28 protein-coding genes are annotated in these 24010 nt (G+C 63.0%); 11 read left to right on the top strand and 17 right to left on the bottom strand.

What is annotated here, in order from left to right:
- The first annotated feature begins 76 nt into the window (after positions 1-76).
- The 5 genes from lptB (at position 77) to GRI32_RS00270 (ending at position 5001) form a co-directional block, all read left to right on the top strand.
- On the top strand, positions 77-838 hold the full coding sequence (lptB, locus tag GRI32_RS00290; protein WP_160589540.1) for an LPS export ABC transporter ATP-binding protein: 762 nt from the start codon (positions 77-79) through the stop codon (positions 836-838).
- Positions 839-861: 23 nt separating this feature from the next.
- On the top strand, positions 862-2334 hold the full coding sequence (gene rpoN / locus GRI32_RS00285) for an RNA polymerase factor sigma-54 (protein ID WP_160589143.1): 1473 nt from the start codon (positions 862-864) through the stop codon (positions 2332-2334).
- A gap of 235 nt (positions 2335-2569) precedes the next feature.
- Positions 2570-3271: a response regulator transcription factor CtrA gene (gene ctrA / locus GRI32_RS00280; protein WP_160589142.1), complete on the top strand. Its 702-nt coding sequence runs from the start codon at positions 2570-2572 to the stop codon at positions 3269-3271.
- 157 nt (positions 3272-3428) lie between these two features.
- Positions 3429-4130, top strand: a complete 702-nt coding sequence (trmB, locus tag GRI32_RS00275; protein ID WP_160589141.1) for a tRNA (guanine(46)-N(7))-methyltransferase TrmB — start codon at positions 3429-3431, stop codon at positions 4128-4130.
- 109 nt (positions 4131-4239) lie between these two features.
- A complete protein-coding gene (locus GRI32_RS00270; protein ID WP_160589140.1) occupies positions 4240-5001 on the top strand; it encodes a sulfite exporter TauE/SafE family protein in 762 nt (253 codons plus the stop codon).
- A gap of 120 nt (positions 5002-5121) precedes the next feature.
- Here GRI32_RS00270 and GRI32_RS00265 read toward each other — a convergent pair whose 3' ends face one another.
- Positions 5122-7395, bottom strand: a complete 2274-nt coding sequence (locus tag GRI32_RS00265) for an NADP-dependent malic enzyme (protein WP_202385874.1) — start codon at positions 7393-7395, stop codon at positions 5122-5124.
- Between the two features lie 280 nt (positions 7396-7675).
- Here GRI32_RS00265 and mutS point away from each other — a divergent pair, with 280 nt between their 5' ends.
- Positions 7676-10282, top strand: coding sequence for a DNA mismatch repair protein MutS (gene mutS, locus GRI32_RS00260; protein ID WP_160589138.1), 2607 nt, complete (start codon positions 7676-7678; stop codon positions 10280-10282).
- Positions 10283-10299: 17 nt separating this feature from the next.
- Complete coding sequence (locus tag GRI32_RS00255; RefSeq protein ID WP_160589137.1) at positions 10300-10728, top strand: YidH family protein; 429 nt, start codon at positions 10300-10302, stop codon at positions 10726-10728.
- Here GRI32_RS00255 and GRI32_RS00250 read toward each other — a convergent pair whose 3' ends face one another.
- The 5 genes from GRI32_RS00250 to gluQRS are packed head-to-tail and all read right to left on the bottom strand — an operon-like array spanning position 10729 to position 13806.
- On the bottom strand, positions 10729-11103 hold the full coding sequence (locus GRI32_RS00250; protein WP_160589136.1) for a hypothetical protein: 375 nt from the start codon (positions 11101-11103) through the stop codon (positions 10729-10731). It abuts the gene before it with no gap.
- A gap of 51 nt (positions 11104-11154) precedes the next feature.
- Positions 11155-12060: a 3-hydroxyacyl-CoA dehydrogenase NAD-binding domain-containing protein gene (locus tag GRI32_RS00245; RefSeq protein WP_160589135.1), complete on the bottom strand. Its 906-nt coding sequence runs from the start codon at positions 12058-12060 to the stop codon at positions 11155-11157.
- Positions 12061-12105: 45 nt separating this feature from the next.
- Entirely contained in the window at positions 12106-12672 is a 567-nt protein-coding gene (locus GRI32_RS00240; protein WP_160589134.1) for a cob(I)yrinic acid a,c-diamide adenosyltransferase, read from the bottom strand.
- A 28-nt stretch (positions 12673-12700) separates the two neighbouring features.
- The gene (locus GRI32_RS00235; protein ID WP_160589133.1) at positions 12701-12934 is read right to left on the bottom strand and encodes an HIG1 domain-containing protein; all 234 of its coding nucleotides are present in this window, start codon (positions 12932-12934) and stop codon (positions 12701-12703) included.
- Entirely contained in the window at positions 12931-13806 is an 876-nt protein-coding gene (gene gluQRS, locus GRI32_RS00230) for a tRNA glutamyl-Q(34) synthetase GluQRS (protein WP_160589132.1), read from the bottom strand. Before gluQRS ends, GRI32_RS00235 begins: the two co-directional genes overlap by 4 nt.
- A 122-nt stretch (positions 13807-13928) precedes the next feature.
- Here gluQRS and GRI32_RS00225 point away from each other — a divergent pair, with 122 nt between their 5' ends.
- Positions 13929-14537, top strand: coding sequence for an HNH endonuclease (locus GRI32_RS00225; RefSeq protein WP_160589131.1), 609 nt, complete (start codon positions 13929-13931; stop codon positions 14535-14537).
- Positions 14538-14541: 4 nt separating this feature from the next.
- Here GRI32_RS00225 and kynU read toward each other — a convergent pair whose 3' ends face one another.
- The 5 genes from kynU to dksA form a co-directional block, all read right to left on the bottom strand.
- Positions 14542-15762: a kynureninase gene (kynU, locus tag GRI32_RS00220; RefSeq protein WP_160589130.1), complete on the bottom strand. Its 1221-nt coding sequence runs from the start codon at positions 15760-15762 to the stop codon at positions 14542-14544.
- A complete protein-coding gene (locus GRI32_RS00215; RefSeq protein ID WP_160589129.1) occupies positions 15759-16175 on the bottom strand; it encodes a DUF4112 domain-containing protein in 417 nt (138 codons plus the stop codon). The genes kynU and GRI32_RS00215 overlap by 4 nt, the downstream gene beginning before the upstream one ends.
- A 23-nt stretch (positions 16176-16198) precedes the next feature.
- On the bottom strand, positions 16199-17683 hold the full coding sequence (locus tag GRI32_RS00210) for an ABC transporter substrate-binding protein (protein WP_202385872.1): 1485 nt from the start codon (positions 17681-17683) through the stop codon (positions 16199-16201).
- A 64-nt stretch (positions 17684-17747) separates the two neighbouring features.
- Positions 17748-18119 (bottom strand): PilZ domain-containing protein, encoded by a 372-nt coding sequence (locus tag GRI32_RS00205; protein ID WP_160589128.1) that lies wholly within the window; start codon positions 18117-18119, stop codon positions 17748-17750.
- 128 nt (positions 18120-18247) lie between these two features.
- The gene (gene dksA, locus GRI32_RS00200; RefSeq protein WP_160589127.1) at positions 18248-18706 is read right to left on the bottom strand and encodes an RNA polymerase-binding protein DksA; all 459 of its coding nucleotides are present in this window, start codon (positions 18704-18706) and stop codon (positions 18248-18250) included.
- Positions 18707-18990: 284 nt separating this feature from the next.
- Here dksA and GRI32_RS00195 point away from each other — a divergent pair, with 284 nt between their 5' ends.
- Positions 18991-19323: an SEL1-like repeat protein gene (locus GRI32_RS00195; protein ID WP_160589126.1), complete on the top strand. Its 333-nt coding sequence runs from the start codon at positions 18991-18993 to the stop codon at positions 19321-19323.
- Here the strand turns inward: GRI32_RS00195 and GRI32_RS00190 are convergent, their stop codons facing one another.
- From GRI32_RS00190 to GRI32_RS00170, 5 genes are read right to left on the bottom strand one after another with little or no spacing between them, the layout of a single operon-like run.
- Positions 19324-20460: a GNAT family N-acetyltransferase gene (locus GRI32_RS00190; RefSeq protein ID WP_160589125.1), complete on the bottom strand. Its 1137-nt coding sequence runs from the start codon at positions 20458-20460 to the stop codon at positions 19324-19326.
- Positions 20461-20488: 28 nt separating this feature from the next.
- Positions 20489-21262, bottom strand: a complete 774-nt coding sequence (locus GRI32_RS00185) for a glycerophosphodiester phosphodiesterase family protein (protein ID WP_160589124.1) — start codon at positions 21260-21262, stop codon at positions 20489-20491.
- Positions 21234-21695 (bottom strand): RidA family protein, encoded by a 462-nt coding sequence (locus GRI32_RS00180; RefSeq protein ID WP_202385871.1) that lies wholly within the window; start codon positions 21693-21695, stop codon positions 21234-21236. The genes GRI32_RS00185 and GRI32_RS00180 overlap by 29 nt, the downstream gene beginning before the upstream one ends.
- Positions 21695-22321, bottom strand: a complete 627-nt coding sequence (locus GRI32_RS00175; protein ID WP_160589123.1) for a 5'-nucleotidase — start codon at positions 22319-22321, stop codon at positions 21695-21697. Before GRI32_RS00175 ends, GRI32_RS00180 begins: the two co-directional genes overlap by 1 nt.
- Positions 22318-22551, bottom strand: a complete 234-nt coding sequence (locus GRI32_RS00170) for a DUF3572 family protein (protein ID WP_160589537.1) — start codon at positions 22549-22551, stop codon at positions 22318-22320. The genes GRI32_RS00175 and GRI32_RS00170 overlap by 4 nt, the downstream gene beginning before the upstream one ends.
- 108 nt (positions 22552-22659) lie before the next feature.
- Between GRI32_RS00170 and GRI32_RS00165 the strand changes: the two genes are divergently transcribed.
- Entirely contained in the window at positions 22660-23028 is a 369-nt protein-coding gene (locus tag GRI32_RS00165) for a response regulator (RefSeq protein WP_160589122.1), read from the top strand.
- Between the two features lie 35 nt (positions 23029-23063).
- Here GRI32_RS00165 and GRI32_RS00160 read toward each other — a convergent pair whose 3' ends face one another.
- On the bottom strand, positions 23064-23606 hold the full coding sequence (locus GRI32_RS00160; RefSeq protein ID WP_160589121.1) for a Pycsar system effector family protein: 543 nt from the start codon (positions 23604-23606) through the stop codon (positions 23064-23066).
- A gap of 155 nt (positions 23607-23761) precedes the next feature.
- Between GRI32_RS00160 and GRI32_RS00155 the strand changes: the two genes are divergently transcribed.
- On the top strand, positions 23762-24004 hold the full coding sequence (locus tag GRI32_RS00155) for an acyl carrier protein (RefSeq protein ID WP_160589120.1): 243 nt from the start codon (positions 23762-23764) through the stop codon (positions 24002-24004).
- Positions 24005-24010: the final 6 nt, after the last annotated feature.

Genomic DNA, 24010 nt, shown 5'->3' with positions numbered 1-24010 from the left:
GGCGAAGCGTGCTATCTGGCACCTCATGACCACGTTGGAAGATAGTGTGATCGACAACAAGGCTCTGGCTGACGCCATGGAGCATGCGCACAACAATGCCGCCCCTCCGCTTCAGGGGGAAGGGCTGGAAGTGATCTCGATCGCCAAGAGCTATGACAAGCGCGCCGTGCTCAGCGATATCTCGCTGACCGTGGCCAAGGGCGAAGTGCTGGGCCTGCTGGGCCCCAATGGCGCGGGCAAGACCACCTGTTTCTATTCGATCATGGGACTGGTCCGCCCCGACAGCGGCCGCATCCTGATGGATGGCGAGGACGTGACCAAACTGCCGATGTATCGCCGCGCGATCCTGGGCCTGGGCTATCTGCCGCAGGAGACCAGCATCTTTCGCGGCATGACGGTGGAACAGAACATCAATTGCGTGCTCGAAATGGTCGAGCCGGACAAGCAGGTGCGCGCGGCCGAGCTGGAGCGGCTGCTGGAAGAATTCCACATCACCCGCCTGCGTGACAGTGCCGCCATGGCCCTGTCCGGCGGTGAACGCCGCCGCTGCGAAATTGCCCGCGCGCTGGCTGCCAAGCCTTCGATCATGCTGCTGGACGAGCCCTTTGCCGGGATCGATCCGCTGTCCATCAGCGACATTCGCGAACTGGTGATCGATCTGAAGCGGCGCGGCATTGGCGTGCTGATTACCGACCACAATGTTCGCGAAACGCTCGATATCGTTGACCGCGCCTGCATCATCTATGGCGGCCAGGTCCTGTTTGCCGGCAGCCCGGAAGAGCTGGTGGCCGATGAGAATGTACGCCGCCTCTATCTGGGCGAATCCTTCACGCTGTGATGTTTGCCGAGGGGGGTTGAACAATGGCGCTGGGCCCAAGGCTAGACCTCAGGCAATCCCAGTCGCTGGTGATGACGCCACAGTTGCAGCAGGCGATCAAGCTGCTGGCGCTGTCCAACCTGGAGATCGAAGCCTTCATCGGCGATGCGCTGGAAAACAATCCGCTGCTCGATGCAGGCGAGGTCTCACGCGAAAACGAATCGGGCAATGGCGACACGCCAGACAGCGATTCTATGTCAGACGGCTCGACGTCCGATGAGCTGATGCGGGCCGGGGCGGGAGAGGCCGATTCGCCGCTCGATATCGATCCCGAAAGCCTCGACCGCGATCGCGACACCGGAGACTGGTCGGCCAGCCATGTGACGGGCGGGGGCGAGGAAGGCCCGGACATCACCGAGCACGGCGAAGCTGCGCCCAGCCTGGCCGATCATCTGGAAGCACAGATCGGTCCGGCATCGCCCGATGCGCGCACCGCCTTCATCGCCCGCCATATCATCGGCCTGCTTGACGAGGCGGGATATCTGCCGGTGCACCTGCGCGAGGTCACGCTGGACCTGGGCATCGCCATGGCCGAGGCGGAGGCAGCGCTGGATCTGGTGCAGACGCTCGATCCCACCGGCGTGGGCGCGCGCAGCCTGGGGGAATGCCTGGCGCTGCAGGCAAAGGAGGCGGATCGCTATGACCCCTGCATGCAGGTGCTGATCGCCAATCTGGACCTGCTGGCCAAGGGCAGCTTCGCCCAGCTGAAGCGCATCTGCGACGTCGATGACGAGGATTTCGCCGACATGCTGGGCGAATTGCGCGGCTATGATCCCAAGCCGGGCCTGAAGTTTGGCGGCGGAGAGCGCGCGCCCGTTGTGCCCGACATCCTGATCACTGCGGCCAGGGACGGCGGCTGGGACATTGCCCTCAATCAGGCGACGCTGCCGCGGCTGGTGATCAATCGCGACTATTACGTGCAGTTGCGCGGCGGCTGCACCGACAAGAGATCGAAAGGCTGGCTGAGCGAGAAGCTGGCCGATGCCAACTGGCTGGTGAAGGCGCTGGACCAGCGCCAGCGAACCATCCTGAAAGTCGCCGCCGAAGTGGTGAAGCAGCAGGACGGCTTCTTCCGCAAGGGCGTGTCCGAACTCAGGCCGCTGACCTTGCGGACCGTGGCCGATGCCATCGAGATGCACGAATCGACCGTCAGCCGTGTGACCAGCAACAAATATCTCAACTGCGACCGCGGCACGTTCGAACTCAAATATTTCTTCACCAGCGGCGTGGGCAGCGCCGATGGCGAAGGGGCCAGCGCGGAAACGATCAAGGCGCGCATCAAATCGCTCACCGATGCAGAGGATGCCAGGAAGATCCTGTCTGACGATGCACTGGTGGATCTGCTCAAGGCCGAAGGCTTTGATCTGGCCCGCCGCACCGTGGCCAAGTATCGCGAAGCCATCGGCATCGGCTCTTCCGTGCAACGGCGCAGGCAGAAGAAGCTGGCGGGGGTCTGAACCTGCGAAGGCCAGCCTGCTGGCCGATAGCGAGGAAAAGGCACGCGCGGATGCGCGGGACGCACCCCAAAAAATGGGTGTGACTCAAAAGACTCAGCCGCAAATCGTTAACGGCTTTACCAAGAATTAACCTTTTTTGGTGAGAAGTTGCGTGGTTAATTCAGGGCAACCTCTCCTACCGAAGGATTAAATCGGGACGGGGGATTGCCGCGAGGGACTTCAAGGGGACACCCAAATGCGCGTTCTGCTGATCGAAGACGAGCCGACAACCGCCAAGGCTATCGAGCTGATGCTCACTACCGAAGGCTTTAATGTCTACTCCACGGATCTGGGCGAGGAAGGCCTCGATCTGGGCAAGCTGTATGATTACGACATCATCCTGCTCGACCTCAACCTGCCCGACATGCATGGTTATGACGTGCTCAAGAAGCTGCGCGTGGCCAAGGTGCAGACGCCGGTCCTGATCCTTTCGGGCATTTCCGAAATGGACAGCAAAATCCGCAGCTTCGGCTTTGGTGCCGACGATTACGTGACCAAGCCGTTCCACCGTGACGAGCTGGTTGCCCGCATCCATGCGGTTGTGCGCCGTTCGAAGGGCCACAGCCAGTCCGTGATCCGCACCGGCAAGCTGGCGGTGAACCTTGATGCCAAGACCGTTGAAGTCGATGGCGCCCGCGTCCACCTGACCGGCAAGGAATATGCGATGCTGGAGCTGCTCTCGCTGCGCAAGGGCACCACTCTGACCAAGGAAATGTTCCTCAACCACCTGTATGGCGGCATGGACGAGCCTGAACTCAAGATCATCGACGTGTTCATCTGCAAGCTGCGCAAGAAGCTTTCCAGCGCATGCGGCGGAGAGAACTACATCGAAACCGTATGGGGCCGCGGCTATGTGCTGCGCGATCCGGATGCCGTGGAAGAAACCGAAGCGGCCTGAAAGAATACCGACACATCATCCGTCTCCTGACGGGGGGACAACACGCTCCGGCGCCTCACGGCTCCGGGGCGTTGTTGTATCGGCCATCCGCGCCCGATCAGCCCGGCGCTGCCCGGCCAGCGCTTGAGGCGGGGCGAAAAAACTGTATGCGGCGCGCATGAGTGCACACAAGCCCGGCGATCCGACCACGATCAAGCGCCTGTACGGCCGTTCCATCGGCAAGCCCCTGCGCGCGTACCAGCAGGACCTGGTCGATAATTTCCTGCCCAGCATTGCGGTGCCGCTGGAAGGCCCGGTCACGGCCCAGCGCCTGTTTGGCTTTGACCGCCCGCTGCATTTCGAAATCGGCTTTGGCGGCGGCGAGCACACCACTTTCCGCGCCGACCTGCTGCCCGATCACGGTTTCATCGGCGCGGAGCCGTTCGTGAACGGCGTGGCCAGCGCGCTGGTGCAGATAAAGGATCAGGCGCTGGGCAATGTGCGCATCCATCATGGCGATGCGCTGCAGGTGCTGGAACGCATTCCCGATGGCGCGCTGACGATGTGTTACCTGCTGCATCCCGATCCCTGGCCCAAGGCCAAGCATGCCAAGCGCCGGATGATGAACGATGGTCCGGTGCGGATGATCGCCGACAAGCTGAAACCCGGAGGTGAATTCCGCTTTGGCACCGATCACGCGGTCTATCTGCGCCATGCGCTGATGGTGATGCGGCGCTTCACGGACGAGTTCGAATGGCTGGTGACCGGCCCGGCAGACTGGCAGAACCGCCCCTCCGGCTGGCCCGAAACGCGCTATGAAGCCAAGGCCCGCAACGTCTTTGGCCACGAGGTCTGGTACTTCCGCTTTCGCCGGAAGTGAGGCGCAAGGCCGCGCATCGGAAACACCCGATCCAGCAAAGAAAATCTTGCTTTCCCGGCGGCGGATTCCGGCGCACTGGCGATGATATCAACGACTGGGATTGCCGCCGATGCTTGGCGACTTCGATTTAACTGCCCTGCTTCCCTACATTGCCGTCGGATTCGCTGCCCAGCTTGTGGATGGCGCGCTGGGCATGGCATTCGGGGTGATTTCCAATGCCCTGATGGTGGGGTTGATGGGCGTGCCGCCTGCCCTCGCCTCGCAGCGCGTGCATGTGGTGGAATGCTTCACCACCGCCACATCGGGCATCAGCCATCTGCTCCACGGCAATATCGACAGAAAGCTGTTCTTCCGCCTGCTGCTGCCGGGCATAGTGGGCGGCGTGCTGGGCGCATATGTGCTGACCAGCATCGATGCCAGCGTGATCAAGCCGGTGGTGCTGGTCTATCTGACCGGCATTGGCGTGTACCTGCTCTATCGCGGCCTGACCTATCCGCCCGTCGCGCGCACGCCCAAAAGGGTGGCGGCGCTGGGTCTGCTGGGCGGCTTCCTTGACGCGGCTGGCGGTGGCGGCTGGGGGCCGGTGGTGACGTCCAACCTGCTGGTGCAAGGGGCCGAGCCGCGAAAGGTGGTGGGCACGGTCAATGCGGTGGAATTCTTCCTCACGCTGACGATTTCCGCAGCTTTCATCGTGCAGGTGGGGTTTGCCGATCTGGCCGGAGCCACATTGGGCTTCCTGATCGGTGGTGTGGCTGCCGCGCCCATCGGCGCCTTTGCCGCCAAGCGCTTCTCCACCCGAATGATGCTGATCTTCGTGGGCATCGTGCTGACGCTGACCAGCTCCTTCGGGATCTGGAACGCGCTGCAGTAACGCTGCGGTAACGGCGCGGTAACGGTGCGGCCTGAAGGGGCGGGGCGGAGCGCGTCCACACCCCGCCCGTTTCTCACCCGGCCCGTTTCATGCCCGGCCCGTCTCAGGCCAACAGGCTGATCAGCCCACCACGCCGGCGCTGGCCAGCACTGCCAGTGTCAGCACATCTGGCGCAATTGCCGTCATCGGAGCCACCTGAACCGGCTTTTCCATGCCGATCAGCATCGGGCCGATGGTGGTGTTGCCGCCCAGTTCGCGCAGCAGCTTGGCCGAAAGATTGGCCGATTGCAGGCCGGGCATGACCAGCACGTTGGCCGGGCCGGACAGGCGGCTGAACGGATAGAGGCGCATGACCTTGCTGTTGAGCGCGGCATCGGGCGCCATTTCGCCTTCATATTCGAAGCCCGGATCCTCGGCATCGAGAATGGCCACGGCATCGCGGATATTCTCCAGCCACTTGCCCGGAGGGTTGCCGAAGGTGGAATAGGACAGGAAGGCCACGCGCGGTTCATGCCCCAGCCGACGCGCCACTGCCGCGGTTTCCCGGGCGATATGGGCCAGCTGCTCGGCAGTGGGGCGCTCATTAATGGTGGTGTCGGCCATGAAGATCGTGTCGTTCTTGCCGATCATCATGTGAATGCCGAAAGGCACCGCGCCGGGCTTTGGCCCGATCACCTGGCTGATCTCGCGCATGGTCTGGGCGAAGGTCCGGGTCAGGCCCGAAATCATCGCATCGCCATGACCCAGCGCCAGCAGCAGGCAGGCAAAAGTGTTGCGGTTCTGATTGACCATGCGGCGCACATCGCGCTCCGTCTGGCCCTTGCGCTTGAGCTTGTCATACAGGTAATCGACCATTTGCGGGACAAGCTCGCTGTCGATCGAGTTCTGGATCTCGAAGCTCTCGGGATCATCCGCGTTAAGCTCGACCAGCATGTCGCGCACCGCTTGCGTGCGGCCCACCAGCACCGGCGTGCCATATCCGAAATCGCGGAACTGGATGGCAGCGCGCAGCACCACTTCTTCCTCCGCCTCGGCAAAGATCACCCGCTTGGGATTGTTCTTGGCCTCGGCATAGACCGTGGTCAGCACCGAAGTGGTGGGATTCATGCGGCTCTTCAGCGCATGGCGATAAGCGTCGAAATCCTCAATCTGGAACTGCGCCACGCCGCTGTCCATCGCCGCCTTGGCGACGGCGGCAGAGACGGTTTCCATCAGCCGCGGATCGAACGGCGCGGGGATGATGTAGTCGCGCCCGAACTGGTGGTTCTTGCCATAGGCTGCCGCCACTTCCTCGGGCACCGGCAGCCGTGCCAGCTCGGCAATGGCCTGCGCCGCGGCGATCTTCATTTCCTCGTTGATGGCGGTTGCCCGCACATCCAGCGCGCCGCGGAAGATGAAGGGGAAGCCCAGCACGTTGTTGACCTGGTTGGGATAATCGGACCGACCGGTGGCGACGATGGCATCGGGGCGCACCGCCATGGCCGCATCGGGCGTGATTTCCGGATCGGGATTGGCCATCGCGAAGATGATCGGCTGATCGGCCATCTTGACCACCCATTCAGGCTTCAGCGCATCCTTGGCGGACAGGCCGAGGAAAATATCCGCGCCCACCAGCGCTTCCTCCAGCGTACGGCGATCGGTATCCACCGCATGCGCGCTCTTCCACTGGTCGACATTGTCGCGGCCAATATAGATCACGCCCGAACGGTCGCACATCAGCACATTCTCGTGCCGCACGCCCATCGACTTGATCAGCGAGGTACAGGCGATGGCCGCGGCGCCTGCGCCGTTGACCACGACCTTGACGTCTTCCAGCTTGCGCCCGGTGATGTGGCAGGCATTGAGCAGGCCGGCGGCAGAGATGATCGCGGTGCCATGCTGGTCATCATGCATGACCGGAATCTTCAGCTTGTCGCGCAGCGCCTGTTCAATGATGAAGCATTCGGGTGCCTTGATATCTTCCAGGTTGATGCCGCCAAAGGTCGGCTCCATCAGGGCAACCGCATCGATAAAGGCCTGCGGGTCCTCGGTATCCAGCTCGATATCGATCGCGTCGACATCGGCGAAGCGCTTGAACAGAACCGCCTTGCCTTCCATCACCGGCTTGGACGCCAGCGCGCCCAGATTGCCCATCCCCAGGATGGCGGTGCCGTTGGAAATCACCGCCACCAGGTTGGACTTGGCCGTATAGCGCGCGGCATTCGCCGGATCGTCGGCAATCGCCTGCACCGGCACTGCGACGCCGGGCGAATAGGCCAGGGAGAGATCGCGCTGCGTAGCCATCGGCTTGCTGGCGATGATCTCGATCTTACCCGGTCGAATCGTCTCGTGATAGAACAGCGCTTCGCGCGCGGTGAAGTCGTTCGTCTTGTCAGCCAAAAGGTGATCCCCCATCGCAATGTCAGGTCTGTGCCCTATCGATATATAGGGCTGTGGCATAGCGCCAATTCCGGCCTGCATGTGCCTGCATCTTCAATCGGGCCGCTGTAACACATCAGGCGCGGCTGTGGCCCCAAAGTTCATCTGCCTGACCGGCTTTTACCGGTCTGCGCACCAGCGGTAACAGCGAGAATCCTCTGCAAGACCGCTGAAACCCGTCCCGATTGGGTGGTTTTCAACAGTCGGAAACGCCAGAACCATGACCTGAGCGGCTGGCCGGGCTAAATCCGCCGGCATGGCAGGCTCCGCAACACCGATGATGCAGCAATATCACCAGCTCAAGGCAGAGGCCGGGGACTGCCTGCTGTTCTACCGCATGGGTGATTTCTTCGAGCTGTTCTTCGATGATGCCAAGACCGCCGCCAGCGTGCTCGACATCGCGCTGACCAGCCGCGGGGAACATGACGGCCAGCCCGTGCCCATGTGCGGCGTGCCGGTGCATGCGGCGGAAAACTATCTCGCCCGGCTGATTCGCGCCGGATGCCGCGTGGCGATTGCCGAGCAGGTGGAAACGCCAGAGGAAGCGAAGAAGCGCGGCGGGTCCAAAGCGCTGGTCAGGCGCGACATCGTGCGCTTTGTCACCGCCGGAACGCTGACCGAGGAAGCTCTGCTGGAGCCGCGCCGCGCCAATATCCTGGCCGCCGTGGCAGAGCTGCGCGGGACCTGCGCCATTGCCAGCTGCGATATCTCCACCGGTCGGATGGAGCTGGAGGAATGCGATCCGGGCCAGCTGGGCGCATCGCTGGCGCGCATCGGGGCGAGCGAGCTGGTGGTGCCCGATGACTGGAGCGACTGCCCGCCAGATGCCATCACCCGGCCCCGGCAGGACTTTGCCAGCGACGATGGCGAGGCTCAGCTCAGGCGCATCCATTCGGTCTCCACGCTCGACGGGTTTGGCCAGTTCAGCCGCGCCATGCTGGCAGCAGCAGGCGGGCTGATCGCCTATCTCGATCATGCCGGTCGCGGAAAACTGCCGCTGCTGCTGCCGCCGGTCGCGCGGTCGGGCAGTGAGCGGCTGGCGATGGATGAGGCGACCCGCGCCAGCCTGGAAATCGTGGCGGCGCAAAATGGCGGCCGCGCCGGATCGCTGCTGGCCGAGGTCGATCGCTGCGTCACCGGCGCAGGTGCGCGCATGCTGGCAGAGGACCTGTCCGCCCCGCTGACCAGCCGCGCCGCAATCGAGCGGCGGCTGGCGCTGGTGCATGAGATTCACCATGACCCGCTGCTGCGCGCCGATATGCGTGAGCTGATGCGCGCAATTCCCGATCTTGGCCGCGCGCTGGGCCGGATCATGGCGGGTCGCGGCAGCCCGCGCGATCTTGGCCAGGTTCGCGACGGACTGATCGAGGCGCGGCGGCTGCATGGCCTGCTGTCGGCGCGCAAGGACCGGCCAGAGCTGCTGGATGCCCTGCTGCCGGACCTCACCGGCCACGGCGCACTGACCGATCTGCTGGCGCGCGCGCTGGTCCCCTCCCCGCCCACGGAGCGCAGCCAGGGCGGGTTTATCGCGGCGGCCTATGACGAAGGGCTGGACGAACTGCGCGAGATATCGGGCAATGGCAGGCGCGCGATTGCGGCGCTGGAAAGCCGCTATCGCCGCGAGACCGACATCGCCTCGCTCAAGATCCGCCACAATGGCGTGCTCGGCTATTTCATCGAAGTGCCCGCCAGGCATGGCGATGCGCTGATGGCGCCCGACAGCGGCTTCATCCACCGCCAGACGATGGCCAATGCGGTGCGCTTCAATTCGCTCACCCTGCATGAGGAAGCCAACCGCATTTCCGAGGCGGGCGGTCGCGCGATTGCGGCAGAAGAAGCCCATTTCGAGGAGCTTGTGGCCGAGGTGGCCAGGGGCTGCGAGCGGATCGCTGCCACCGCCGCCGCTCTGGCACGGCTCGACGTATCCGCCAGTCAGGCCGAGCGCGCGGCCGAGGGCGACTGGTGCCGCCCGCACATCAGCGATGACACCGGCCTTGCCATCACCGGCGGCAGGCACCCGGTGGTGGAAGCCGCATTGGCGAAGCAGGGCGAGCGCTTTGTCGCCAATGACTGCGCCTTGTCTCAGGCGGACCGGCTGTGGCTGGTGGGCGGCCCCAACATGGGCGGCAAATCCACCTTCCTGCGGCAGAACGCGCTGATCGTGCTGCTGGCGCAGGCGGGCGGCTATGTTCCTGCCGAGGCGGCGCGGATCGGGCTGGTGGACCGCCTGTTCAGCCGTGTGGGCGCATCAGACAATCTGGCGCGCGGACGCTCCACCTTCATGGTCGAAATGGTCGAAACCGCCGCGATCCTGAGTCAGGCAAGCGAACGCAGTTACGTCATTCTGGACGAAGTGGGCCGCGGCACATCAACCTATGATGGGCTGGCGCTGGCATGGGCGGTGGCCGAGGCGATCCATGAGCGCAACAGGTGCCGCTGCCTGTTTGCCACCCATTATCACGAGCTGGCGCGGCTGGCGGAGACATGCCCCGCCCTCTCGCTCCACCACGTGCGCGCCAAGGAATGGAAGGGCGATCTGGTGCTGCTGCACGAACTGGCGGAGGGCGCGGCAGACCGGTCCTATGGTCTTGCGGTGGCGCGGCTGGCGGGCGTGCCAAAGGACGTGGTCGCCCGCGCGAAATCCGTGCTCGACAGGCTGGAGAAAGGCCGCGCGCAAACGGGCGGACTGGCGGCGGGCCTCGGCGAATTGCCGCTGTTCGCCGCTGCGGCAGAGGCCGAGGAAGAGGAATGCGATGCCTTGCGCGAGGAGTTGCAGGCCATCGATGTCGATGCGCTGAGCCCACGTGAAGCGCTGGAGATTCTCTACCGCCTCAAGCAGGAAGCGGGAACGCCGGAGCGCTGACACCCGTTATTGAAGGCATGAGCGACAAACATGCCTATGATAATGGCGAAAACTGCCCCGAGGACAAGACCAGCCAGGGCCTTGCGCAGGATCGCACCCACATGGCCGAGGACCGCACGATCATGGCGGTCGAGCGAACATTCGCCGGGTGGATCCGCACCGCCTTTGCCGCCATCGGCATCGGCCTCGCCTTCCGCGTGCTGTTTGGCGAATTGCAGCCGCCGTGGCTGGCCAAGGCGATTGCCAGCATGTTCATCGGCTTTGCCATCTTCCTCGCGCTCAACGCCGAGAGACGCGCCTGCCGGTCATTGCAGAGGATGAAGGCCCACGCCGTCGATGGCCTCGACCTGCCCCGGTTCAAACTGCTCGCCTATGGCGTGGCATTCGGGGCAGCGGTGCTCATCGCCGGGCTGTGGGTTCTCAATGACGGGCAGATCGGCGGCTGATCAGGACTCGTCGAGGTCCTCGCCATCGGGGCCCTCCCCTTCGGCGACGTCGTCTCCGGGCTTGTGGCCCTTGCCGTATTTGTCTTCGTCATCGTCGAAATTGGGCTCGCCGCGATAGGCGCTCATGTCGATCCGGCCCGAGCTTTCCATGTCGCGCATATGGTCGACCAGGTCCTGCGTCGAATCGCCCATGATGCCGCTCTTGTTCGGCCCCTTGGTGCTCTCGGTCGGGCTTTCGGTATCCTCGGTCAGCAGCCGCGCATCTTCGGCGATTACCTGCGCCTGCGAGCTTTCATCGTCCTGCTCGTCATTGAATGTTTCGGGCGCAGATGCAGACGGGTGCTGCCGGGGTGAGGTGGTCTTCTTGTCGGCCATGAGAATATCTCCTTTGCCAGATCAACGGCGGGAGGAGGCCGCCAGTTCCCGCTATCGCGTAGGCACTGGCTCATCACCGGAATACTCGTAAAAGCCCTTACCCGTCTTGCGGCCAAGCCAGCCCGCCTCGACATATTTCACCAGCAGCGGCGCGGCGCGATATTTGGAATCGCCGGTTCCGGCATGGATCACGCGCATGATCTCCAGGCAGGTGTCAAGCCCGATGAAGTCGGCCAGCTCCAGCGGTCCCATCGGATGGGCCAGACCAAGGCGACAGGCCTTGTCGATATCGGCGATGGCGGCAGTGCCGCTGCCCAGCACGAAGACGGCTTCATTGATCATCGGCAGCAGGATGCGGTTGACCACGAAGCCCGGCTCATCCTCGCTCAGCACCACTTCCTTGCCCAGACTTTCGGCAAAGGCGCGGGTCCGGTCGCGCACGTCAGTGCTGGTGGCGAGGCCGGGGATGACTTCCACCAGCTTCATCACCGGCACCGGATTGAAGAAATGCAGGCCGACGAAGCGCGAAGGATCGGGCACGCCTGCGGCCATGCGGGTGATGGAAATGGAGCTGGTGTTGCTGGCCAGGATCGCATCGGTGGCGAGCACCTTGGCTGCCTCGGCGAAGATCATCGCCTTGACCTGCTCATTCTCGGTCGCCGCTTCGATGATGAAGGCCGCATCGGCCATAGGGGCATATTCATTGCCGGTCCTGATTCGCGCCAGCGCCGCATCGGCATCTGCCAGGGCGATCTTTTCCTTCTCCACCAGCCGCGCGAGGCGCTTGGTTATACCGGCCTTGGCCTTCTCGGCGATTGCCGGTTCACGGTCGACCAGAATGACCTTGTGCCCGCTCGCAGCCGCCACTTGCGCAATCCCTGCGCCCATCTGACCCGCGCCAATAATGCCGATTGTCTTGCTCAAAGCCTGCTCCTTCGCATGTGCAACATCAGCCATAGAGAAGTGCAGCGCCCGATTCCAGCGGCATCCAGCGGCCCGTTGTCAGCGATTGGCGCCCGGCTGCCACAATATGTCACCGCCCGCATCCGCGTTGACCGCGCGCGAAAGCACGAACAGGTAATCGGACAGGCGGTTGATATAGGCTGCGGCGGCGGGATTGACCGGCTCGCCTGCGGCCAGCGCCGTCACCGCGCGTTCGGCGCGCCTTGTGGCCGTGCGCGCCAGATGCAGCCGCGCCGCCGCCTCACTGCCGCCGGGCAGGATGAAGCTGGTCAGCGGGGCGAGATGTTCGTTCAGCGAATCGATCCGCTGCTCCAGCCATTGGGCCTGCGCGGGCACGATCCGCAGGACCATTTCCGAAGGGGCAAAATCGTCACCCGGGGTGGCCAGATCGGCGCCAAGGTCGAACATGTCGTTCTGGATGCGCTGCACATGCGCGGCGGCTTCCCCGGTCAGCGCAACCAGCGCGAAGCCCAGCGCGGCATTGGCCTCATCCACCGCGCCCACCGCTTCCATGCGCGGCGCGTGCTTGGGCAGGCGCAGGCCGCCTACCAGGCCGGTGGTGCCATCATCGCCGGTGCGTGTGTAAATGCGGTTGAGCCTGACCATGATCGTGCCCCCCGTGCCAGCCGATCGCTCAGCTGTTGACCGCCAGCAGCACCGCAATCACCAGCACGGCCAGCGCCTGATACTTGATGCGGTTGAACATCATCTTGTTCTGCACTTCCTGCATGCGGCCGGCGCGCGCATCATCCTCCTCGCTTTCAAGATCGAGCTTGGTCGATTGCAGAAAGGCAATGATCCCGCGCACGAGCGACACGACCACGAGGATCGCAAGGATGACGATGATGATGACCAGGATAGCGTTCATGGAGCCTCATTTAGGGTTTCAGACAAGGTAATACCACCCGGCATTTGGCCCATGCGCAATTGCCGGGCCAGCGCCAGCCCATCCTCCCCCGCAGCCCGCCTGTCAGCCAGCGAGGGCGACCCGCGCCGCTTGGCCAGTTTCCGGCCGTCCTCATCCAGCAGCAGCGCGTGGTGGTGCCAGCGCGGTACGGGCAGGCCCAGCAAGGCCTGCAACAGGCGGTGGACATGGGTGGCGGCGAACAGGTCCGCGCCGCGGGTGACCAGGGTCACGCCGTCGCGCGCATCATCCAGCGTTACCGCCAGATGATAGGAGGCGGGCGTGTCTTCATCCTTGCGCACCAGCACCACGTCGCCCGCCAGTTCCGGCCGCGCCAGTTGCTCTCCTGCCAGCTCGTCAAACCAGTGGAGCGGGCCGGTGCGGCTGATCGCTTCATCGATATCCAGCCGCCAGGCCAGCGCCTGCCCGGGGGCGGGCGGGTCCAGCTTGCAGGTGCCGGGATAGACCGGGCCGTCCGGTCCGTGCCGCGTGGCCGCAGCGGCAATGTCTGCGCGGGTGCATTTGCACGGATAGAGCACGCCCATCGCCGCCAGCGTGGCTGCGGCCACTTCATATTCATCCACCCGGCTGCTTTGCGCGGGCACTTCTTCCCAGCTCAGCCCCAGCCAGGCGAGGTCGGCGCGAAACTCCTCCGCCAGTTCGATTCTGGAACGCGCGCCGTCGATATCCTCGATCCTGAGCAGGAAGCGCCCAGCCTCGCCTGCGCCTTCTTCCACGCCTGACGCATGCGCCAGATCATGCGCGACAATCGCCGAAAAGGCGTGGCCGAGATGCAGGGATCCGTTGGGGCTGGGGGCAAATCTGGTCACGATCATGACTCAATCCGGGCACGGCTCCCCTTGCGACTCGTGAAAATTCCTGTGGATTGGCGTTTTGTAACAGGCTTGACGCTTTTTGGCGCAAATGCTCCACCAGTACGCATCAGGGAGGACACATAGTGTTCAAAGCCGAACTGATCGAACGCGCCGCGCAATTCCGGAGCGCGCATGACGATCCCACGCGGAAGCTGGAAAGCTGCCCCGCACTCGTGCTCAACGCCGATTACACGCCGCTGTCCTATTACCCGCTCAGCCTGTGGCCGTGGCAGACCGCCATCAAGGCGATCTTCCTTGAGCGGGTGGACGTTGTGGCGAGTTACGACAGGCAGGTGCATTCGCCCTCGCTGGACATGAAAATCCCTTCGGTGATCGCGCTGCGGCAATATGTGAAGCCGAGCGAATTTCCCGCCTTCACGCGCTTCAACCTGTTCCTGCGCGATCGCTTTTCCTGCCAGTATTGCGGCAGCCAGAGCCACCTTACCTTCGACCATGTGATCCCCCGTCGGCTGGGTGGGAAAACCACGTGGGAGAATATCTCCACCGCCTGCGCCCCGTGCAACATGAAGAAGGGCGGACGCACACCGCAACAGGCGAACATGCAGCTGCAATATGATCCCATCCGGCCCACCAGCTGGCAGTTGCAGCAACAGGGAAAAAGCTTCCCGCCCAACTATTTGCACGAAACCTGGCGCGACTGGCTGTATTGGGACATCGAACTGGAGGAGTAATCCGTCAGGTCACCCTGCCGCGGCGGTTGAATTCCTCCCGCTGCCATTCCCCGCTGTCCAGCACTGCGCGCAACTGCTCCAGCGCATGCCAGCAATCGGCGAAGGAATTATAGGCCGGGGCAAAGCCGAAACGCAAAACATCGGGCGTGCGGAAATCGCCGATAACGCCGCGCGCAATCAGCGCCTGTGACAGTGCAAAGGCACTATCATGCCGCCACGAAAGCTGGCTGCCCCGCGCTGCCGGATCGGCAGGACTGATGCACGGCAATTCGGGAATGATCCGCGCCGCAGCCTGCCGCGTGAATTCTGACAGCGCGCGCGATTTTGCCACCAGTGCTGCAACGCCAATGTCGGCAATCAACTCCGCCCCATGTTCCAGCGCCGCCAGCGCCAGGATCGACGGGGTGCCCGCCAGCAGTTTTTCAATTCCAGGTGCGGCCTCATAATCATCGCGGAAGCTGAACGGGTCTGAATGGCCCATCCACCCCGTCAGAGGCTGTTCAAGCGCTTTGAGGTGCCTTTGTGCGACATAGGCAAAACCCGGCGCGCCCGGTCCGCCGTTGAGGTATTTATACCCGCAGCCCACGGCGAAATCGGCCTCGCAAGACGCCAGATCAACCGGCACCGCACCCGCCGAATGCGAAAGGTCCCACAGCACCAGCGCTCCTGCATCATGCGCCGCGCGGGTCAGCCGTGCCAGGTCATGCATGGCGCCGGTCTGGTAATGAACATGGGGCAGCAGCAGCAAGGCGACATCGCTGTCCAGCGCCTGCTCCAGCATGTCCGCCGCAGCCAGCCTTGGCACGGCCAGTCCGCGCCCGGCCAGGCCATTTAACATATAGATATCAGTGGGAAAATTGCCCGGTTCGGACAGCACGGTCTTGCGTTCAGGACGCATGCAAAGCGCTGCCCAGATCAGCTTGAACAGGTTCACCGATACGCTGTCACAGGCGATCACTTCCCCGGCCTCGGCGCCGATCAGCGGGGCGATCTTCGTGCCCACGCGGCGCGGCATGTCGATCCAGCCGGCATCGTTCCAGCTGCGCACCAGACCCTCGCCCCACTCGCGCTCCACCACGCCGGAAATATGCGCGGGAGCACCATCGGGAAGCGCGCCCAGCGAATTGCCATCAAGATAGGTGATGCCCTCGGGCAGGCGGAAATGCGCGCGCCGGGCGCGCAAGGGATCGGCTGCGTCGAGGCGCTGTGCCTCGGCCAGACTCACCCCTCGATGATCCGCGACGACGGGTGGTGCTTGTCCAGATGGGCCTTGATAATCCGCAGGTTGCGCGTGTTCGAGCGGAAGAAGAAGTCGAAGAAATCGCCCGCCAGCGGCACTGCGCCCACGGCGCTGTCAAACAGGACATTGCCTGCCATGCGCGCCAGCTTCCACTTGGGCAGGCCCAGATTGCGCGCTTCCCACACGATATAGCCGCCCATGGCCGCCGCCAGGATATCTCCCAGCACGGGCACCAGTCCCATGATTGCATCCAGACCCACGGCCCGGTTGATGCCGGGTATCACGAAGGACCGCTCCAGCACCTGCTCCATCGCTTCCACCCGGCGGCGGATCGAAAGCGGATCCTTGCCCAGCGGCAATTGCGCCTGAAGCGGAACGGGACGTTGCGGCTGATCCATCGGCGTAATTCTCCTTAGGTGCCTTATCTGGGTATGACAGCCATGTCCGGCAAGGGATGGAAGCCCCAGCGGTTGGCCATGAAGCCATCCACATTGCCGCGCACCAGCGACCAGCGCACCGGAGAACCGAAGGGAATATAGACATTGGCGAACTGCAAACCGGCCTCTGCATCGGACAGCAACCGCGATCGCTGCGCTGCATCCTGTTCGTCCAGCGCCTCTGCCACCAGGAAGTCCGCATCCTCGCTGCACAGCCCGCGGTCCAGCGAGCAGCTGAACTGGTTGAGGAACCACAAGGGCGCCCCATAGCGGGCCACGCGGTCAATCAGGGACAGATCGGCCTCCTCCCCGCTCTCGGCTCGCACCAGCGCCACGCCAATCCTGGCCAGTTGCGACTTCAGCTCATCAAACAGAATGGCCAGCCCCGGATCGTCACCGATTTGCAGCGACACGGTGAGATCCTCTGCATCCGCCTCGCCCCCCTGAGCCGCCCGCCAGCGGGCGATCCTGCCAGCCGCGGTTTGCCGCAGCTCATCGATCGAATTATCCGTCCATCTTTCCTGAATATACCCCGGATCGTTGAGCAGGCCGGGAGCAACCACGCGCGTGGTGGGCACCCAGCCGCCGATATTAAACCGGGATGCAAGCGCGGGACGATCAATCGCCATGGCAATGGCTTCGCGCAGTTCGGGTGTCTCCAGCACGCCCCGGGCGCGGCGCACCTGCAGGCCGAACAGGCCAATGGTCGGGTCCAGCCGCACAGTCCCGCGCGACAAGGGGCCGGTATCGGCCAGCGGCAGCGAACCGATGCGCCCACCCAGCACAACCTCGATCTCTCCGGCCTCGAAGCGATCGATGGCTTCCTGCGCGCCAAGGGCATGAATGTGCACGTCGCGCACATAGTCACGCCAGTCTTCTGTCATGGGCAGTCCGCGTTCCGGCGGGGACTTGAGCGAAAGCACCGCCCCGTCATCATCGCGCACAAGGTTCATGGCGCCTGTGCCGCCGCCGGGATTGGACAGGCTCAGCTCTGGCTGGGCCAGCAATTGCAGCAGATCGGGCATCTCGCTCGACAGGCGAATTTCCACCACGCGTCCGGCCATGGCGCGCACTTCATCGATACGGGCCAGATCGAGGCCGAGCGAAGAACCGCGCAGATTGCGAATCGCTTTGGTCAGCGCCTGGCGCACGCTTTCGGCCGTCATCTCGCTGCCGTCAGGCCAGCTGCCATCGCGCAGGCGAAACACGAAAATGCGCCCGCCTTCGGTAACATTCCACCGGTCTGCAATGGCCGGAACCACCTCGCCCTGCGGGTCGAGCGCCACCAGCCCACCCTGTGTTGCAGCGCGGATATGCTGGCCGCCCAGCGAAAGCCGATCCGAATCGGAAAACAGATTCTGTTCGCTGTCCATGAAGGCGACATCGAACGTGCCATCATCATTGCCGCCGCAACCGGCCAGAAAGGCCGCCAGCAGCAGGATGGGAAGAGCACGAAAGCGGTTTGCCATACCTTGGATTAGGCGCGGCAGTGGCGCGCTTCAACCGCGCGTTTTGGCCAATGGCCGGAAGCGGTCAGATCTTGCGCAGTTTGTCGCTGTCAACCGGCTTACCTGCAGCAGGCGGGCGGTGAGCTGTGCTGAGCCAGCTATTATCGGGCGCATTCAACGGTGCGCGCGCCTTCCTGGGGTCAATCTCATCTATGAAGGCGATCCCGAAGCGATCTTCCTGAACCCATGCCACAGAGCCTTCAACCCAGCCAAGATTGCGCAGTTCGACCGATACCAGCTTGCCGCGAGACACGTTGACCTTGCCTTCCGCCATCATGCCGCCAGCCGACAGATTGCGAACCTTCACCCGATGGATGGCGTCCTGCCCGTCCACGCGCAACTGCGCGAGCAGGAACAGGCTGTCACGGTTGACCTGGCGGGTATCGACATTGCTCATCGTACTATGGCAACCCTCGGCTTGGCCCCTGTGTCCAGGTGCCCGAAAACACGCCAATGCAGATGCATCAGGATTGGCTAACTGCCAGTTAACGGGGCGGCACCTATCAAGAACCGTCCCGAAATGGGTCAATCGTCGCGCGAAATCTTTTCACGCCGTTCATGCGCCTGCTGCGCCTCCACGGTCATGGTGGCGATCGGGCGGGCGATGAGCCGGTTGATCCCGATCGGGTCCCCGGTAACCTCACACCAGCCATATTCGCCCGCCTCGATCCGTCGCAATGCGGAATCTATCTTGGCGATGAGCTTGCGCTGGCGATCACGTGTCCGCAGCTCAATCCCCCAATCGGTTTCAGAGGATGCGCGATCATTCAGATCGGGCTCGCGGATCGGTCCGTCCTGAAGGCTTTGCAGCGTGCCGACAGAGGCCGCGAGGATGGATTTTTTCCACTCAAGCAGAAGAACCCGGAAATAGTTCAACTGCGCTGGGCTCATATATTCCTCATCCTCGCTCGGCGAATAGTCGCTGGGCAAGGCGCGCTTGGCCTTGGTGAGAATATCGATGTCGTCCCGAGGAACCGACGCCATTGAAGTACTCCGCATCCTGATCCTTCCCGGCCTGCCCTGCGTCGAGAAGCGCCTGCCCTATGGGGTCTGTCGGCTACCTGAACCAGGCGGGATTTGAGGCGGGCCTATAGTGTGCACGCCCCAGCGGCACAAGCGGCAATTGGGAAGAAGCCCTGCTGATTGCCCCGGGCCCAATGCATTCAGTTGGCCCACTGTTAACCAATTCTTGACCATGTTCGTCAAAACCCTGGCTTATCGAAGCCCGGGCAGATCAGATGCACGGGCATTAATGGGGGTAAACGATCATGGAACTTGCCAAGATCGAGACGTTCGTAAAAATCCAGCCGGCCGATATTGGCGGCGCAGACATGATGGTGGCGCGCTGTCTGGCAGCTGCTGCCGACGGTGACGAAACAGCCTATTTCGACCTGGGCGTGATCTATTCGACAGGCAGCCACGGCGTGGATAGCGACCTGATCGAAGCGCACAAGTGGTTCAACCTGGCGGCATCGCGCGGACATGAGGAAGCATCATGGTGCCGGGCCGACATTTCCGACGAGATGACCGCTCGCGAGATTGCCGAAGCCCAGCGCCGGGCCCGCGAATGGCTCTCCATCGGAACACGCTACGCGGCCTGATCACGATTTGCGGAAGGGTGTGTGCGCACCCAGATGCAACCGGTCCATGGCAATGCCGCGCCGTTCCTGTTCGAGGTAATCGGACACGGCAGCGCGGAATCCCGGATCGGCGATGTAGTGCATCGAAGTGGTCGCCACCGGCTCATAGCCGCGGGCCAGCTTGTGCCCGCCCTGTGCACCAGCCTCCACCCGCTCAAGTCCTCTGGCGATCGCCACGTCGATCGCCTGATAATAACACAGTTCAAAATGCAGGAAGGGCTTGTCGACCAGGCAGCCCCAATAGCGGCCATAGAGCGCCTGTGAGCCAATGAAGTTGAGCGCTCCGGCAATCGGCATGCCGTCCTGATAAGCGAGCATCAGCAGCACGCTATCCCCCATGCGCTGGCCAAACAGATCGAACGCCTCCCGCGTCAGATAGGGCGTGCCCCATTTGCGCGCGCCGGTATCCTGGTAGAACAGCCAGAAGGCATCCCAGTGCTGCGGCCTGATATCCGCGCCTGTGAAGTGGCGAATCTCCACACCCTCGCACGCCGCTGCGCGTTCCTTGCGGATCGCCTTGCGCTTGCGCGATGCGAGTACGGCGAGGAAATCGTCAAAGCTGGCATAGTTGCGGTTTTCCCAGTGGAACTGGATGTCCTCGCGCCGAAGCCAGCCGGCCTTTTCGAACAGCGCATGCTGGGCAGGCTCGACAAAACTTGCATGGGCAGAAGACAACTCGCTCTGGCGGCACAGGCTCTCGGCCGCGCGCAGCAGCGGCAGGGCATATTTTTCATCGCTCAGCAGCAGGCGCGGTCCCGTGGCGGGCGTGAACGGAGCGGCGATCTGCAACTTGGGATAATAGCTCCCCCCGGCCCGGTGCCAGGCGTCCGCCCAGGCATGGTCGAACACATATTCGCCCTGACTGTGGCTTTTGCCATAGGCCGGCAGGGCCGCCAGCAGCGTGCCATTTTCATCTTCGATCACGATCGGCAGGCTTTGCCAGCCGGTCCCCTCCCCCACACTGCCCGAATCCTCCAGCGCGCTGAGGAAACCATGGGTCATGAAGGGATTGCCGCCGCCGGACAGCGCATCCCACTGCGCCGCGTCCAGAGTGCTGACGCTGGGTGCGATGCGGGCTGTAAGGTCGCCTTGGGCCATTACCGCCTATTTAGGGACGGTGCAGCCATCATGCGAGGCCTTCGCCTTCGGCAATCGGGGCATCGGCGTGATTTTGCGCCCGCTCGCGCAGGGCACGGCTCGAAACGGTCCAGCTCAGCACCGGCAGACCCCTGGCCCGCTGGCGCGCGGCAAAGGAGCTGGGCAGGTCGCGAATATCATAGGCGAGGAACTGCGCGCGCGCCGTCCACAGGTCACGGTGGCGGCGGATGGTCCCTGAATAGGTCCGGTGCTCCTGTTCGGTCACCACCAGGCCGCGCAGGACCTGCGGCATCTTGCGGGCAAACCATTGGCCAATGCGCGGGTCGAACGACATCACCGCAATGTCACCCTGATACCCTTCCAGATCGCGCCGCACCGCGCGGCATAATGTGTTCACCTGCCTGTCCGGATCGCTTTTCAGCTCCAGCAGGATTGGAACCTTGCCTGCCACCAGTTCCAGCATGTCGCGCAAGGTCGGGATGGTCTCTCCACCCACGGACAGCGCAACATGCGTCAATTCGCCAATGACCATGCGGTCAACTTCGCCCGTGCTGCCTGTCAGCCGCTCCAGCGTGGCATCGTGGAACACGACCGCGCGCCCGTCGCGGCTGCGCCTGACATCGCATTCTATCCCCAGGCCTGCGTCCATCGCCGCGCGAAAGGCAGCCGGGGAATTTTCCGCCCGTCCCTCGCCATGCAGGGCGCGGTGGGCAAAGACGTGGCGCAGCATCCAGCCGACCCGGTCCGGGTCAGGCGCGGGAGCGCGCAGCCTGTCAATCAGCCGCCAGGGCAATGATCGCATCCACTTCAACCGCCGCACCCAGCGGCAATACAGGCACGCCCACGGCGCTGCGGGCATGGCGGCCAAGGTCGCCGAACACCTCGAACATCAGCTCCGAAGCGCCATTGGCGACCTTTGGCTGATCGGTGAAATCGGGTGTGGAGTTGATGAAGGCACCCAGCTTGACCACCCGCGCCACATTATCGAGCGCAATGCCCGCGGCCCTGATCTGGGCAATGATCATCAGCCCGCAGGCCCGCGCCGCATCATATCCCTGTTCCAGCGAGACATCTTCCCCCAGTCGCCCCTTGACCAGTTCTCCTGCCACAAATGGCAACTGCCCGGAAATGTGGGCGAGGCCATTGGCGACGACCACCGGCTGGTAGCTGGCGACCGGCGCCGCTGCCTGGGGCAGGACTATGCCGAGTTCGGCAAGGCGCGCTTCAATTGTCATCAGGCCTCTCCATGCAATGTTCCAAGGATCCACGGCAAAGCCTGGTCCCAGCTGTCTATCCGTGCGTGGGCGTGTCCCGCCTCAAGCGCACAGGGCACGTGCGGAGCGATAGCAGGTTCACCGCAGAAATGCAGGCGGTGGACCTGCGGCACCACGTCCGCCGCAGATTGGTGATGATTGGCAATGTCATCGATAAAGACAGAGCGGGACGGGCCATATTCCCGGACGATCCGGCCCAACGCCTCACCCTTTGGACCCTGATTGGTGAAAACCCGCGCCTCGATCCCGAAGTCGCGCAATTGCTGCGTGCGCGCGGCGTTGCGCTTGTCGACCAGATTGGTCAGCACCACCACGTCCGCCTCACGCTGCAATTCGGCAATCGCCTGCACCGATCCGGCAATCTGGGTCTGGCGTCCCATTTCTGTATCGAAAAACAGGCCAAGCAATTCCCACACCTCGTCCTCGGTCATCGGCCTGTCCGAATCGCGGCGCTTCATCGCGTGCAGGAAATTATTGCCCGCCAGTTCAAAATCCACGCCGTGCTGCTCGCCCAGCCAATCGCGGAAATGACGCACCATGTGCAGCAGCACTTCATCGCAATCGGTAATCACCAGCGGTCGGCTCATCGGGCAAGTCTTTCCTTGGCTGCAACCAGCTGCGCAGGCTGGATGCCCAGCGCATCGGCAGCGCCCAGCAAATCCGGTTCATGGGCACATAGAAAATCGAAAATGGCGCGGTGCGTTCCCGCTTCGGTGATTGTAGCACGCAGGCCTTCGGGTGTCAGGCCCGTCAAATCCATGAACCGGTGCGCGCGCCGATCATCCGTCAATATCCAGCCGAGGGCGGAAAGCGCCAGAGCGGCCGAATCGGCAGGAGTGTCTTTACGTATATGAATTGTCAGCGATCCGTTGAAGCGTTAGACAGAAGGCGAACAGCTTCCAGTAAAAGGAAGCCCGGGGGCGCAATGACGAAACGAATCCTCGTTGTCGAGGACAACGATCTCAATCGGAAACTTTTCTGCGATGTGCTGCTGGCCGGCGGATTCGATGTGGAGCCGGTGGCCGATGGCAATATGGCGCTGGAGCGTGCACGCGGTTTCGCCCCCAATCTGGTGGTGATGGATATCCAGCTGCAGGACGTTTCCGGCCTTGACTTGATTGCCAGCATGAAGGGCGATGCACAGCTGTGCGAAGTGCCGGTGCTGGCGGTGACAGCCTATGCCGGCAAGGGCGATGAGGAGCGTATTCGCGAGCTGGGTGCCGAAGGATATCTTTCCAAGCCGGTGTCGATCGGCCCGTTCATGGCGGCGGTAAGGGGTCTGGTCGGCTCCTGACCGTCAGGGCGCGGCCCTCTTGGAGTTCGGCATTCTCAGGAAGCAGCAAGCTCCACCACGAAGGCCGCGAGCGTGACGAAAAGTCCGCCCACAAACACGCGGTAAGCATACGAAAGATAGCGGTATTTGCGGCGCTGCAGGACCTGGCCGTTCTGGTAGATATCGTGCAGCATCATGCGAAACACGTGTTCATCGTGATGCAGTTCATCGAGCACTTTCTGAGTCCATATTTCCTCCTCCATTTCGCTGAAATGGCCGAAGAACATCAGGTTGGGCTTCACGCCCTGTGGCGCTTTGCCCACCGATGGCAGCACGGCCATCACTGCACAGAGCGAGCTCAGGAAGGCGAACACCGCCAGAATCGCCAGCGAATAGGGAAGGTGGCCAGCCAGCGACCGGCTGACCGATATCGAGAAAACCAGAAAAGTCGCGCCCATCAGGATGGAGGCTTTCTGGTCCGCCATTTGCGACAGGACCAGCGAATTTACCTGCACGGTGCGCAGCATCTGCACTGCGTTGGGTGTATATTCCGGCAAGTCGGATTTGAGCGCATTCTGCGTGTCGGACGGTTGTGACATAATGCCCCCACACCCTGTCTGTTGCATCAAATGCAAGGCTTGCCAGTGCGCGCAGTGCTTGACAAGCGATAGCAAGAGCCGCTTTTCCGCCGCAATGGTTTGGCAGCACATGGCCACCAGGGACTTTGCCCCTAACGTAGATTGGAAATACCATCATGGATCGCGCCGCAGTCGACAGCACAATCCGGTCGCTCATCGAACCCTTCAACAAGAAGGCGGTGGCAGTCGAGGATAGCACCACTTTCGCCGGGGACCTTGAATTTGACAGCCTGACGGTGATGGACTTCGTGGCCGCGATCGAAGACGAATTCGACATCATCATCTCGATGAACCAGCAGGCCGAGATCGAGAGCTATGGCCAGCTTGTCGATGCCGTTACCAAGTTGCAGGGCGAGTAATCCCAT

The organism is Alteraurantiacibacter aestuarii (genome assembly GCF_009827405.1).
In the GTDB taxonomy this organism is placed as follows: domain Bacteria; phylum Pseudomonadota; class Alphaproteobacteria; order Sphingomonadales; family Sphingomonadaceae; genus Alteraurantiacibacter; species Alteraurantiacibacter aestuarii.
Note: the sequence above shows the minus strand (reverse complement) of the source record. Positions and strands in the feature narration are given on the sequence as shown.